At 38.4% G+C, this 13,796-nt stretch carries 15 protein-coding genes; 12 read left to right on the top strand and 3 right to left on the bottom strand.

Translation table 11 applies throughout. From position 1 onward, the window contains the following. Positions 1 to 54 precede the first annotated feature (54 nt). Positions 55 to 366, top strand: coding sequence for a thioredoxin (gene trxA / locus AC1Z3K_RS11975; protein WP_426084439.1), 312 nt, complete (start codon positions 55 to 57; stop codon positions 364 to 366). A 69-nt stretch (positions 367 to 435) separates the two neighbouring features. Here the strand turns inward: trxA and pdxR are convergent, their stop codons facing one another. Then, entirely contained in the window at positions 436 to 1,839 is a 1,404-nt protein-coding gene (pdxR, locus tag AC1Z3K_RS11980; protein ID WP_461732837.1) for a MocR-like pyridoxine biosynthesis transcription factor PdxR, read from the bottom strand. Between the two features lie 275 nt (positions 1,840 to 2,114). Here pdxR and AC1Z3K_RS11985 point away from each other — a divergent pair, with 275 nt between their 5' ends. The 10 genes from AC1Z3K_RS11985 to AC1Z3K_RS12030 all read left to right on the top strand — a co-directional run bounded on the left by AC1Z3K_RS11985 (position 2,115) and on the right by AC1Z3K_RS12030 (position 10,057). Further along, entirely contained in the window at positions 2,115 to 3,035 is a 921-nt protein-coding gene (locus AC1Z3K_RS11985) for a DMT family transporter (RefSeq protein WP_461732838.1), read from the top strand. Between the two features lie 78 nt (positions 3,036 to 3,113). Beyond that, positions 3,114 to 4,928 (top strand): excinuclease ABC subunit UvrC, encoded by a 1,815-nt coding sequence (gene uvrC / locus AC1Z3K_RS11990; protein WP_426084436.1) that lies wholly within the window; start codon positions 3,114 to 3,116, stop codon positions 4,926 to 4,928. Positions 4,929 to 5,277: 349 nt separating this feature from the next. Then, complete coding sequence (locus tag AC1Z3K_RS11995) at positions 5,278 to 5,487, top strand: helix-turn-helix transcriptional regulator (protein WP_426084435.1); 210 nt, start codon at positions 5,278 to 5,280, stop codon at positions 5,485 to 5,487. Beyond that, positions 5,484 to 5,942, top strand: a complete 459-nt coding sequence (locus AC1Z3K_RS12000) for a DUF6442 family protein (RefSeq protein WP_426084434.1) — start codon at positions 5,484 to 5,486, stop codon at positions 5,940 to 5,942. The genes AC1Z3K_RS11995 and AC1Z3K_RS12000 overlap by 4 nt, the downstream gene beginning before the upstream one ends. Positions 5,943 to 6,038: 96 nt before the next feature. Continuing rightward, a complete protein-coding gene (locus AC1Z3K_RS12005; protein WP_426084433.1) occupies positions 6,039 to 6,362 on the top strand; it encodes a PadR family transcriptional regulator in 324 nt (107 codons plus the stop codon). Beyond that, positions 6,352 to 7,041, top strand: a complete 690-nt coding sequence (locus AC1Z3K_RS12010) for a DUF2812 domain-containing protein (RefSeq protein ID WP_426084432.1) — start codon at positions 6,352 to 6,354, stop codon at positions 7,039 to 7,041. The genes AC1Z3K_RS12005 and AC1Z3K_RS12010 overlap by 11 nt, the downstream gene beginning before the upstream one ends. A gap of 15 nt (positions 7,042 to 7,056) precedes the next feature. Continuing rightward, positions 7,057 to 7,233, top strand: coding sequence for a DUF6440 family protein (locus tag AC1Z3K_RS12015; protein WP_426084431.1), 177 nt, complete (start codon positions 7,057 to 7,059; stop codon positions 7,231 to 7,233). 30 nt (positions 7,234 to 7,263) lie between these two features. Next, positions 7,264 to 8,163: an ABC transporter ATP-binding protein gene (locus AC1Z3K_RS12020; protein ID WP_426084430.1), complete on the top strand. Its 900-nt coding sequence runs from the start codon at positions 7,264 to 7,266 to the stop codon at positions 8,161 to 8,163. Further along, positions 8,156 to 9,418, top strand: coding sequence for an ABC transporter permease (locus AC1Z3K_RS12025; protein WP_426084429.1), 1,263 nt, complete (start codon positions 8,156 to 8,158; stop codon positions 9,416 to 9,418). Before AC1Z3K_RS12020 ends, AC1Z3K_RS12025 begins: the two co-directional genes overlap by 8 nt. Positions 9,419 to 9,604: 186 nt before the next feature. Next, positions 9,605 to 10,057, top strand: coding sequence for a GNAT family N-acetyltransferase (locus AC1Z3K_RS12030; protein WP_461732839.1), 453 nt, complete (start codon positions 9,605 to 9,607; stop codon positions 10,055 to 10,057). A gap of 197 nt (positions 10,058 to 10,254) precedes the next feature. On the opposite strand, the gene AC1Z3K_RS12035 is transcribed toward AC1Z3K_RS12030, so the two are convergent. Next, positions 10,255 to 11,238, bottom strand: a complete 984-nt coding sequence (locus AC1Z3K_RS12035) for a LacI family DNA-binding transcriptional regulator (RefSeq protein ID WP_426084427.1) — start codon at positions 11,236 to 11,238, stop codon at positions 10,255 to 10,257. A gap of 281 nt (positions 11,239 to 11,519) precedes the next feature. On the opposite strand from AC1Z3K_RS12035, the gene AC1Z3K_RS12040 reads away from it, so the two are divergent. Beyond that, entirely contained in the window at positions 11,520 to 12,914 is a 1,395-nt protein-coding gene (locus AC1Z3K_RS12040) for a 6-phospho-beta-glucosidase (protein WP_461732840.1), read from the top strand. Between the two features lie 427 nt (positions 12,915 to 13,341). On the opposite strand, the gene AC1Z3K_RS12045 is transcribed toward AC1Z3K_RS12040, so the two are convergent. Further along, a complete protein-coding gene (locus AC1Z3K_RS12045; protein ID WP_461732841.1) occupies positions 13,342 to 13,512 on the bottom strand; it encodes a transposase in 171 nt (56 codons plus the stop codon). Between the last annotated feature and the right edge of the window lie 284 nt (positions 13,513 to 13,796).

Genomic DNA, 13,796 nt, shown 5'->3' on the forward strand with positions numbered 1-13,796 from the left:
TCTATACCTGAAGTGCTATAATAACCTTGTACTTGAATATAGGAGGAATGAAAGATGGAAGCAGTTACTGATAAAACATTTGCAGCAGAAACAGACGAAGGCTTAGTGCTGATTGACTTTTGGGCAGCATGGTGCGGTCCTTGTCGCATGCAGGCACCTATTCTAGATCAGTTATCAGGCGAATATGAAGAGGATGAACTAAAAATTGTAAAAATGGATGTGGATGAAAATCCCGCAACTCCAGGTTCATTCGGAATTATGAGTATTCCGACATTACTTCTGAAAAAAGACGGCGAAGTAGTGGAACGTCTGGTTGGCGTTCATTCTAAAGAGCAATTGAATGATATTGTCAGCAAACATATATAAGCAACGCAAACATGGAAGCTATCCGCTGCGGATAGCTTCCATGTTTTTTCTTCAGCAATAATAACGCAATCAGAGCCATTGCCTCCAAGCTGCTTTAAGACGCTTTGCGCAATCCGGGATATCTGTTAATTCTATTTTACTAAAGCCTAAAAATAAAGTGTTTGGAGGGCAATCGGTTTTTTCCTGCCAGAAATTCATCGTAGAGTAGACTTTTACCTGTTGCTCTGCAGCAGCTTTTATCAGTTCTTCTTGAGAAACTGCTGCAGAAAAAGTAATTAGAAAATATTGGCCGCTGCCGTTTTTCGAAATCTTTATTTTATGAGCAACGTCCTGAAAGGCATGGGTAAAAAGCTCTAGTCTCTTTTTGAAAATCTGATTCAATCTACGCACATGCTGATCATACTTTCCGTCTTTGATTAATTGAGCAACAATGTATTGATTCAGCAGGGGGACAGAACAATTGTAGTCTGAGAATTTATTTTGATAACTGTTCATTAAGGATAAGGGCAAAATCACATAACTCATTCTTAGAGAAGGAGAGAGGACTTTCGAGAATGTTCCCAAATAGATGACTTGGTCATTTCTAGCAATTGACTGGAGTGCAGGAATTGGTTTGGCATAATAACGTAATTCACTGTCATAATCATCTTCAATAATATAGCTGTGGTTATGAGATGCCCAATTCAGCAGCTCATAACGTCGGCCAACCGGTAAGGTCACGCCAGTTGGAAACTGATGAGAAGGTGTTGTATATAAGAGACTGCCAGTTGGAACTGTGGGGAGTCGATCCACACAAATGCCATGATCATCGACTGGAACAGTCTGAACAGTGCGGCTATTATTTTTAAATACAGATACAGCTTTATTATAACCTGGTTCTTCCATCAGAATCTGTGTTTGATTTGGCAGCAGCTTACATAGATAGTCCAAGGATTGTTGTGTACCGCTTGTTAGAATCATCTGATTGGCAGAACAGCGAACCCCTCTCATTCTTTCAAGATAATGAAGAAGAGTTTCACGAAGAAACAACTCTCCTTGTTTATCAAGTAATGAAGATATTTTTTCCTCTTTATACAATAGCTCCAAAGAGCTCTCTGTATATTTCTGCCAAAGCTTTTTCGGAAAGAGATTACTGGTATGGCTGCTATTGGTTAAGTCGTAGAGAATATTTTCATTTTTCTCAAGGGACTGTTTTTCAAATGCCGGTTGAACGAGTCCTGCAACGTTAGTCAGCCTAGGGACTGGTGCAACAATAAAGCCAATGCCTCGTTTTGGATAGATGTATCCTTCAGCAGCTAATTGACTATAGGCTGTATCTACAGTATGCCGGCTGATAGTTAGTGTCTGTGCTAAAATACGGCTGCCGCTTAATAACTCTCCTTCTTTTCGGATACCACTTAAAATTTCATCCCTCAATTGTTCATAAAGCTGCTGATATAAGGGCGCTTTTTTTGTTCGATCTATTACTAACATAAATCCTCCTTTTCTTAAAACTAAACCATTCCTAACCAGTCAATCTTGTTTCAAGAGAAACATTAAGAACAGTATTTTTTATAGAATTTTCATATGAAATTAATAATCTTACTGAAAATTGTGTTGATTAATAAGGGCTGTTTCTAGGTGGACTGGTAAAAATGTATACCAGTGGCACTTTTTATAGGGCCATCAATAGTATACCATAGAGAAAATTTAATAAACTTGGCTGTCAGTAAAAATATAGATTATAGTCGAGCAAACGGGGGATAATGATGAAAGAAAAAATCAGAGAAAATCAAACAAAGGACATTTTATTGGAGCTTTTAGCTGTTAGTCTATTAGCGACTGGAGGAATTTTTGTTAAATTTAGCCAGCTCGGACCGATTAATACAGGTGCTTATCGTGTGCTCTTTTCATTACCGCTGCTTTTTCCGTTGGCTTATCCGCAGCTCAAAAAACTGACACTAAAGGATAGTGGCCTGCTTTTGGCAGCAGGTGTGTTTTTAGCTGGCGATATCGCTTTATGGAATGTCTCTTTTTCCTATACAACTGTTGCAAATGCTAATTTATTAACCAACTTAACGCCCTTTACAGTTATTCCGTTGTCTTATCTTTTTTTCAAAGAACGGATGCCTCGTTTTTTCATTGTTGGAGCTATTATTACTATAGTGGGGGTTGTTGCTTTATTAGGTGGAAAAATAAATCCGTCCTTTGAGAATTATTTTGGTGATGGGTTGGCCTTGGCTGCGTCTTTTTTCTATGCGGGATTTCTATTGATTTGCTATCATCTTAGAGACCGTTTCTCCAGCAGTGTTATTATGTTTATCAGCGGCTTTGGTTCTGTGGCAAGTTTGTTTTTTATAGGGGGAGCTACAGAAGGGATTCAGCATCCGGAAATATGGGCTGATTTTTGGCCGCTTATTGGCTTAGCTGTCCTTTTACAAGTCTTTGGCCATAATTTGTTGGCCTATTGTCAGGGGAAGGTTAATGTTAATCTGTCTTCGATTATATGTCTGGCTCAGCCTGCAATTGCTTCAATCTATTCGCTTTTTATTTTTTCTGAAAAATTGTCCTTTAGTGAGCTAGTAGGGATTGTTATTATCATTATCGGAGTCTATTTAGTTAAAGCACAATATACAGCAAAGAAAAAGACAGTAAATAATAAGGAGCAGCAGCTTCTGAAAAATGATTAGAACGCCAGTTCCTGTTTTATCGCACATTCCTGCTCTTCATGTTATAATGTTACAGGAAATAAAGAGAGGGAGAAAGCAATGAATGAACGGATAAAAAATAAGCTGGCATTACTTCCTGATCAGCCCGGCTGTTATCTGATGAAGGATAAAAACGGGACAATTATTTATGTAGGGAAAGCAAAAATTCTCAAAAATCGGGTTCGTTCCTACTTTACAGGGAGCCATGATACGAAAACAGAACGTCTTGTGAGTGAAATCGAAGACTTTGAATATATTGTAACAGAATCAAATATTGAAGCATTGCTGCTGGAAATTAATCTTATTCACAAAAATGATCCCAAATATAATATCATGTTGAAGGATGACAAGAGCTATCCTTTTATAAAGATTACTAGTGAGCCGTATCCAAGATTGTTGATTACCAGAAAGGTATTGAAAGATAAAGCTCTTTATTTTGGGCCTTATCCGGATGTTCGGGCCGCAAATGATACCAAGCGTCTGTTGGACCGTTTGTTTCCGCTAAGAAAATGCAAGGTCCTGCCCAAAGAAGTTTGTCTCTATTATCATATGGGGCAATGTTTAGCCCCATGTGTCTTCGATGTTCCTAAAAAGAAGTATAGCGAAATGGTTAGTGAAATTCGTCGTTTTTTAAATGGCGGCTATCCGGAAATACAGAAACAGTTGGAAGAGAAAATGGTACTTGCAGCTGGCGAGATGGAGTTTGAAAAAGCAGCGGAATATCGGGATCAAATTAAATCAATTGAAACAGTCATGACCAGACAAAAAATGACGAATGCTGATTTAGTTGATAGAGATGTCTTCGGCTATGCAGTAGATAAAGGCTGGATGTGTGTACAGGTCTTCTTTGTTCGTCAAGGGAAATTAATCGAACGTGACGTAAGTATTTTTCCGTTTTATGATGAACCAACAGAGGATTTTTTAACATTTATCGGGCAGTTTTATCAAGAAAATGAACATTTCATTCCTAAAGAAGTGCTAATCCCCGATGATATCGATAAAGAAAGTGTGGAAGCTTTGCTATCCACCAGAGTTATGCAGCCTCAGCGAGGTGAAAAGAAAAAGCTGGTCAAACTGGCAGGAAAAAATGCAACAGTCGCCTTACAAGAAAAATTCGATTTGATTGTCCGCAAGCAGGAACGGACGATTGGTGCTGTGGAACGTTTAGGAAACGCAATGAATATTCCCACTCCTATTAGAATTGAAGCTTTTGATAATTCCAATATTATGGGAACCGATCCTGTATCGGCAATGGTGGTCTTTATAGATGGGAAACCAGCTAAAAAAGAATATCGAAAATATAAAATAAAAACGGTTAAGGGACCGGATGATTATGCATCTATGCGAGAGGTCATTTACCGACGTTATTCACGGGTTTTAAAGGATGGCTTGCCGTTTCCTGATTTAATTGTGATCGATGGCGGGAAAGGTCAAGTAGATGTTGCAAAGGACGTATTGGCAAACCAGTTGGGGCTGGATATCCCTATTGCAGGGCTAGCCAAAAATGATAAGCATAAAACCAGTGAACTGCTATTTGGTGCTGATTTATCAGTGATACCTCTGGAACGTAATTCTCAGGAATTTTTTCTGCTTCAAAGAATTCAGGATGAGGTCCATCGTTTTGCGATTACCTTCCATAGACAGCTGCGCAGCAAAAACAGTTTTGCTTCCAAGCTGGATGATATTGAAGGATTAGGACCTAAGCGGAAGAAAGAACTGCTGCGGCAATTTAAATCATTGAAAAATATTACTGCGGCTTCAGTAGAGGAGCTTAGGGAGTCAGGGCTACCTAAGAATGTGGCGCAGAACGTGTATAATCATTTGCACGAATCTCTTGAAGAAAATGAACAGCAAGAGACAGAGATGCCCGAATAAAAGAGAATTTTTAATAAATCAGCTGAATGAAGAGGTTGTGACAGAAGTGTTCAGCTTCAAGCAATAAGGCGGAAATTCCGAAAATTGTTTTACAAATTTTTGCGAATTTCCGCCTTATTGTCGAAGAAGTTACTTCTGAAACACCGTTTATCCAGGTTTAAGGGACTGAGGCATACTAATGTCACAGCCCCTTCATTCTTTTTTCTCCTTGAAAGTTGATTTTTAAGCTTAAATTAAGGCTATGCAATAAAAATATAAAAAAAACTGTAAAGGGGGCTTTACTTTTTTTGTATAGTGAGCTATACTTTTTTTGTAAAGCTGACTATACTTTCTAGAGAGGAGAAGTCATGTGCAGAATAAAATACAACAGCTTCGAAAAAAGCAGAAAATTACTCAAAGTGAACTTGCCGACGCTGTAAGTGTTACTAGGCAAACTATTATTTCCTTGGAAAATGGCAAGTACAACGCATCGTTAGTCTTAGCACACAAAATTGCACAGTTTTTTAATCAGCCAATCGAAGATATTTTTATATTTGATTTAGAGGAGGAGAATATATGAAATTTTGGCCGAAAGCTCAAGCGCATAATTCGAAAGATTACCGAGCAATTCTTCAACGGCGGAGACTGTTGTTTATTGGAATGATTGCTGCGAGTTTACTAATAGGCAGCTTATCCTTTTTATTATTTAATGATGAGCATACTTCGAGCTACCTTAACGGAATGAGCGTGGGATTAGGAGCTGTTGGGATTTTGATGTTCATTCAAAATAATCGAATGCTGAAAAATGAAAAGAAGATGGAGAAAAACCGGCGGGAAGAATTTGATGAGCGAAATGTTGAGATTAATACAAGAGCAATGGTTCTGACAGCTAGAATTTTTATTTTCATTTTAGCAGTAACGGCAATAATCTGCGGATTTATCAACCCGGGTTATAGCGTTGCTCTTTCTGTCCTGATCTGTCTATTTTTAGTTCTCTATGTAATTGCCTCTTATTATTACCAGAAAAAAATGTAAATAGTAATTGACAAATGAAAATCATTCAGCTAATATATCGTTAAGCGATATATCGCTCGATGATATATCTAAAGATGATATAGTGAGGGAATCTTAATGGACGAGACACTGACAGACTCTAGTTATCTGATTTTGCTTACTTTGCTGCAGCCTCAGCATGGATATGCCATTATGAAACAGATTAGCGAGTTGACCGACGGTAAGGTTTCCATCGGTCCGGCAAGTATGTATACCATTTTGAAGAAGCTGCAAAAGAGCGGTTATATTACTCTGGAAGAAAATTCGGAACGTAAGAAGATTTATTTAATTACTGAGGAGGGACTTGATGTTTTGGAAAAAGACATCAGCCGCAGAAAACTTCTTTATCAGGCCGGAGAATTTTTAGTTGCTGAAAGAAGGAGAAAGTACGATGATCATTAAGGGAAAAAAATATGTGCTTTCAAAAGGTGTTGCTCTTTATCCGGAAAAGGAGATGGAGGTGCTGAGGGAACAAGCACAGCTAGGCTGGCAGTTCATAAAGCTAAATAACTTTGGTTTTCTGGAATTTCAAAAAAATGCACCTGAGATTAAAAAATTTTCTGTAGATTTTTTTTCAGGAGAACGAGATGAGCTGGACGACTATCTAACGATTTATCAGGAAGCTGGCTGGGAATGTATTTCCAATCATAAGAAAAAATATTTTTATTTTAAAGCAGATCCTTGTGTTTCCTCGATTTATTCTGACGAAGAAAGCTATTGGCTGCGGATGCGTAAAGAATGGCTTTGGATGTTTTGGCGTAATCTGTTGTTTGTTCCGTTTGGATTGCTGCTCTATTGGCTGGCCTTTCTTACAAGAGAACCCCACACATCAGTAACAGCTCTCTACCTTATATCACGCTTTATCTTGTTTTTATTAGGAACTGTTTTTACGGTCATGCCGCTTTCAATTGCAATTAACGTAGTATATTCTCTTGTGTTTTACAGAGATCGGCGGAAGTTCTTCTCTCGGCCAGAACAGTTCGCCAAAAGGCAAAAGGTGTTCAGAGACATTATTATTCTAACCATTATCGGTGGAATAATAGGAATTTTTTTAAGTATTTTACTTCAAGGAATTATTTAGAAAGGAGTGATTTTAATGGCTGATAAAAGATTTGAACTTTTACAAAGAGAAAGTCTTGGTATGTTGAAGGAACAAACATGCATTATTGTGGATAAGGAAACAGGAGTCAACTACCTGTTTGTTGGATCTGGCTACGCAGGAGGATTAACAGTGCTGCTGGACCAGGACGGAAAACCGGTGATTACAAAATAACTGACTACAGAAAAAATTGGAGGGTATGAAATGTTAGAAGTGAAAAATTTGGTTAAAACATTTGGCGACTATACTGCGGTCGATAATATTTCTTTTGAAATACCAGATGGTAAAATTTTAGGGCTAATTGGACAGAACGGGGCAGGTAAAACAACAACCTTCCGATTGATTTTGGACTTCCTTACACAAGATAGTGGAACGGTTCTATGGAATGGTCATGAACTAAGCGGTAAGGATTATAATGATATTGGCTACTTGCCGGAAGAACGCGGATTGTATCCAAAAGTGTCAATTGAAGAGCAGCTGATTTATTTTGCTGAATTAAGAGGGAAAAATAAAAAAGAAATCAAGCCGAAAATTGACGAATGGATGGAAAAATTTAAAGTTAAAGGTAAGAAAACCGATAAAGTGAAATCACTTTCCAAAGGGAATCAGCAAAAGGTTCAGCTGATTGCCACTCTAATTCATGAACCAAAGCTAGTCATTTTGGATGAGCCCTTCAGTGGTCTTGACCCAGTAAATGCAGAGTTGCTAAAAGACGGTATCATTGAATTAAAGAAAAAAGGGTCATGTGTCATTTTTTCAAGCCACAACATGGATAACGTTGAGAAAATTTGTGATCACCTGTTGATGTTGAGGAGCGGAAAGATGGTGTTGAACGGGAAAGTTCATGAGATTCGTGAAAGCTTTGGACGTACAAAAGTCTTTTTAGAATCTGCGCTGACAGCAGAAGACGTTTCCTCTATAAATGGAGTTGCCTCAGCAGTGAAACGAGGAGATGGTGTTGTTGAAGCAACATTAAACGATCCAAAGGCCGGAGAAGAAATATTCACCAGAGCAACACAATTCGGCTATATTCCAATGTTCAATCAACAACCGCCAACCTTAGAAGAAATATTCAAGATGAAAGCAGGTGAACCAAATGAGTAAGTTTTGGATAATTGCATCAGATGTCTATAAAAAGAATGTAAAATCAGCGTCATTTGTTATTATGATTTTAGCGCCCTTCCTTTTGATGGGAATTATGTATGCTGCTGTTTCTCTTTCGGGAGGATTTTCCGAAGCTGAAACGATTGGGATTGTTTCCGATGATGCCGTTTTGGCGGAGCAATTAACAAGTGCTGAAATCGAGGACTTTAAATTTAAAACAGTTGCTTCACAAAAAGAAGCAGAGAAACAGTTAAAAAATGAAAAAATTGAAGCATTTATGACCATTGATACATCTGGTGAAACAATCAAAGGGAGATTATATTCTGAGTCTTCCATGGGTTCAACTACAGATTTAATGCTTCAACAGATTTTGAATAACATTCAAGGCTCAGTAAATGCGGGTAAATTGAATTTGACACCGGAACAGGTTGCTAGTTTACAGCAGCCGGCGAGCTTTGCAAAAACAAAGGTTAGTTTCGATGAGAATGGCAAAATGAACGAGGGAGAAGACAATACAGCCTTCCAAACAGCGATTTCATTTGTAGTAACTATTATTCTCTGGATGATTATTATCACCTATGCTTCAATTATTGCACAGGAAATTGCTTCTGAAAAAGGAACAAGAATCATGGAAGTTATTCTTTCCAGCACCAAGGCTCAGACACATTTCTATGGGAAACTGACTGGTGTTATTCTAGTAGCTTTAACTCAAATTGCAATTTATGCAGCAGCAGTTGGGATTGGCTATAATCAATTCAAAGATCTAGATATTGTGAAGAGCTTCTTGTCAGGCATCTCAATGGAAAATATTTTAGGAAACTTTATTGGTTTTACTACTGTGTTCTTCCTGTTAGGCGTGTTTGTCTATTCTGTACTAGCTGCTTTGTGTGGCTCCCTAGTCTCTAAGCCAGAGGACACGCCGAAAGCGGTACAACCTATTATCTATCTTGCGATGATTGGCTATTTTATCGGTTTGACCTTAGGTACAACAGATCCGCAAAATATTATTATTCGGATTACATCCTATGTCCCATTGATTTCATCATTCATTATGCCAATCAGACTGGCAAGTGAAACAGTTTCGACATCAGGTGTAATGATTTCAATCGCTATTTTGTTAGCCTTCGGCATTCTACTGACGCTCTTCTCAGCGAAGCTGTATAAATCAAATGTACTGGTTTACAGTGAAGGCGGCGTTCTAAAATCATTGAAGCAATCACTTTCTATTCTGAAAAATGAACGTAAAAAAGCATAGTATTTTTTAAGTATATGAAGGAGAGTCGGGTTATTTATAGCCCACTCTCTATTTTTGCTGATGTGCAAATGAACGATGGGAAAGAAGCAAAGAAGGTATTAAGCAGTGGTGATTAACTGCTGGAATACTGTTAGATTGTGTCTCGAAGAGGGCAAAAAGAGCTAACTATCTGAGAGGAAGGGTTATATGGAGATACAACTTATCAATGAACATAAAAAGGATTTTTTAGATTTATTGCTTTTAGCGGATGAAGAAGAGCATAGGATTGATAAGTATTTGGAAAGAGGGCAGCTTTTCGCATTATATGATAATGGGTTAAAAAGTATTTGTGTGGTAACAGATGAGGGAGAAGGAATCTATGAGCTGCAAAGTTTAGCTACCTATGAACAATTTCAGGGGAGAGGGTATGGCAAGCATTTGATTAGCTATATCGCCAATTATTACCAAGATCAGGGTACAGCTATGCTTGCTGGCACTGACGATGTACCTTGGATTCTTTCGTTTTATGAAAGCTGTGGCTTTAAAATTTTTTCTCGTCTTGAAAATTACTTCATAGAGCACTATAAGGAGCCTATGTTTGAAGACGGCATCCAATTAAAGGATAAGGTATATCTTAAAATGGAGCTAAGTGCACTGTAAGCATTCTTCAACTAAATAATAGCCAGAAGCCGTGATTGAAAGGGTCACGGCTTTTGGCTATTGATTGGTATATTCTCTCAAGTAAAAGCAATAATTCCTTAAGAGAACTACAGTATTTTTTATCAAAATGAGAGTGCCTTCGTATTTAAATGCCAGCGTGGCATGAGCTGGTTCTCTTTTTCAGAGTATAAGTATAGTTAGCTGATGATTCTTGGCGTAGTCTTCCGCTCGATCAGTTGAACATCTAGAGGCCGTTTATGCAAAGTGTCTTTATTCAGCTGGTTATAAATATGGATAAAAGAATTTTCAGCTTGATGGTTGATTGAGTAGTCAACAGTTGTCATGTGCATCAGTTTGCTGAGGTCACTATTATCAAAACCAATGACTGCAACGTCTGCGGGAACCTCATATTCTAAGTTTTGTAATTCAGATATAAATTCAGCTGCAACGGAATCGGTATAAAAAGCCATCGCATCCGGCCGTTCTTTCATATGATGCCATTGGTAAGCCAGCTTGATTCCGCTGGTTTCCCGCATCATATCATAGAAAACCCAGTCTTTATTCAAAACCAATTCTTTTTCCTGATAGAAGCTGTCAATCGCTTTGATCCGGGCTTTAGTATTCAAATTCTTGGGATTCCCCATCACATGTCCGATTTTTCGGTAGCCTTGCCGATAAAGATAGTCCAATGAATCGAAATAGCCGGAATAGTGATCTACATAGGCTGAATAGATACGTTCAGAATCAATACGGTGCCAAGTAGCTATTGGCCCATACATCGTATACGGTTCGATGACATCCCAGTCGTTTGCTCTGGTCAAAATAAAAACACCGTCCAGCTGTTTGTACTTCATTTGATTTAAGGCATCAATTTCCTTTTTTTTGTCTCCATCAGTAAAGTAGAGAGTGACATAATAATTATGCGTTTTGGCAATTGAGATAAAGTTACTTAAAAATAATCCTAGTAAATCAAAATAGCCGTGAGCTAGGAAACCAATTGTTTTCGTTTCTCCGCTTTGAAGATTCCTTGCAATCAGGTTAGGGGAGTAAGCCAGCTGTTCCATCGCTTTCAGCACCTTTTCACGGCTGTCCTTACTAACATAGCCGTTTCCTGAGATAACTCTTGATACAGTTGATTTTGATACATTTGCCTGTTTGGCTACATCGATGATAGTTGTCATAGGCAGATCGCCTCCAGATTTTCATGCTTCTCTCAGTATACTGGATAATTTTTTTGACTTCAATTCTACAGGAAAAAGAAATGAGAAAAGCAGTATTAAGGAAGTTTAGTTAAGCAGATCTCAAAGCATAAGCAGTCCAAAATCTTGAAGAGGTCTTAATTAGAAAATCAGCTGCTAAAAAAATTTAGGAAAACACTTGACATGGGAATGTTCCCACAAATTAGAATGTAAATGTAAACGATATCAGATAACTATCTGAAAAAATACCAGGAGGGAACTATATGTCAAGAGGAGCACTGAAAATCGCAACAATTGGTGGAGGTTCAAGTTATACACCTGAATTGATCGAAGGGTATATCAAACGGAAAGATGAACTACCGATCAAAGAAATCTGGTTAGTAGATATTGAAGCAGGAAAAGAAAAACTGGAAATTGTGGGAGAAATGGCAAAACGGATGGTGAAGGCAGCCGGATTGGACTGGGAAGTTCATTTGACTTTGGATCGCCGTGAAGCATTAAAGGATGCTGATTTCGTTTCAACACAGTTTCGGGTAGGTTTATTAGAAGCACGTATTAAGGATGAACGTATTCCGTTGTCTCATGGTGTACTGGGACAAGAAACAAACGGCGCTGGTGGAATGTTTAAGGCTTTCCGGACAATTCCTGTGATTTTAGGCATTATTAATGACATGAAAGAGCTTTGTCCAGACGCATGGCTAGTGAACTTTACTAATCCGGCAGGAATGGTAACTGAAGCCGCAATTAAACATGGCGGTTGGAAAAAGACCGTCGGTTTGTGTAATGTACCAATTGGACATAGAAAACAAGCAGCTGAAAAACTGGGTGTGCCGGAAGAAGATTTATTCTTTAAATTTGCAGGGATTAACCATTTCCATTGGCACCGGGTTTGGGATAAAGAAGGCAACGAGCGGACTCAGGAATTAATTGACTTAATTTACGGACCAAAAAATGAACAGGAAAGTCATTTGAAAAACATCTGGGATGCGCCATTCCATTACGAGCAGCTAAAAGATTTAGGGATGCTGCCTTGCGGCTATCATCGCTATTACTATATTGAAGACGAAATGCTGAAGCATTCTGTTGAAGAGTTTGAAAAGGGAGAAACCAGAGCTCAGGTCGTTAAAGAAACAGAAACTCGTTTGTTTGAGCTTTATAAAGATCCTAAGCTAGACTACAAACCAAAAGAATTAGAACAACGCGGCGGTACGCACTACAGTGATGCAGCCTGTGAAATGATTGCATCTATCTACAATGATAAACGCACGGACATGGTTGTTTCTACTGAAAATAACGGAACAATTACTGATTTACCATATGATTGTGTTGTTGAAGTTTCTGGTCCGGTAACCTCTCATGGACATGAACCTTATAACTGGGGAGCATTCCCGCCGGCAGCCCGCGGCATTATTCAAAACATGAAAGGCATGGAAGAAACAGTAATCCGTGCGGCAATTGATGGCGACTACGGTGCAGCACTACATGCGTTCACTGTAAATCCATTAGTACCAGGCGGAACAATGGCGAAAACATTACTTGATGAGCTTCTGATTGCTCACAAGGATCACTTGCCGAATTTTGCTGACTCTATAGCAAAAATCGAAAAAGAACAGCCTGAAACAGTTGCTTATGTGACTGAATTAATGAAGAGTAACTAGAAAGTTAACAACTTTCGCACCACTGTTTATTCGAATTTCGACATACTAAAAGTCTGGAATGTACTTATATTCCAGACTTTTTTTGTAAAAAAAATTTGAAAAAAGAGGTTCTACGTCAAATTGTGTTGGTAGGACAAAAACTGAAAAAAATTGAAGGACTTGGAACGAAAAAAACAGAGATTCTCTGATTTTGTTCCAAGTTCTTTTTTGAAAAAGGGAGAATAAAGCGAATGATTTGGGCAGCTAAGCCTATAAATTTATTATGCTTTGCCTCGAGTAATCGCAGAGGCAGGCTCCACAAGGTATATTCGTAGCTGGACAGCTAGCTCTAATATAAGGTATGAATGTTACACATTCATCTATCATCGTACGCATACCATCCCACTAAATGTTCCTACACAAGTGGAACTGGTAATTCCCGATTTGCCTATAAAGCTGAGGAGATATTCGCTTGTTTCTCTTTTTCATGTGGTGAAAAAATAAGACCTGGAATACTATAAATGCGTGAACGGAAACGATAAAAATTACGATAACCATAGGCAACGCGCTTGCTGACTTTAATCTTGTTGGTTTCTCCACTGACACAAATGAAACTCATCGCTCCTTGACAGCATTTTGTTGCCTTGAATTCATCGATACATAGAATTTTCGGAAGAAACTGTCAATTAGAGCGATAGGAAGCAGAGAGTTCTTCCATTAAGCGAAGAATGGTCACATCTGAAACAAAATGTTTTTGAGCAATCAGTTTTCTAAAGACATTCTTCTTTAAATCAAGCATAATTTGTAGACAGAGCTGCTTAGACAGATGATGATGTTCTTCAATCAGCTCTGTATGAGCATGAAAGGTTTTTCCACGCTCACGACAAAGAAATCGGGAGCGCT

This window comes from Enterococcus sp. LJL128 (genome assembly GCF_056924295.1).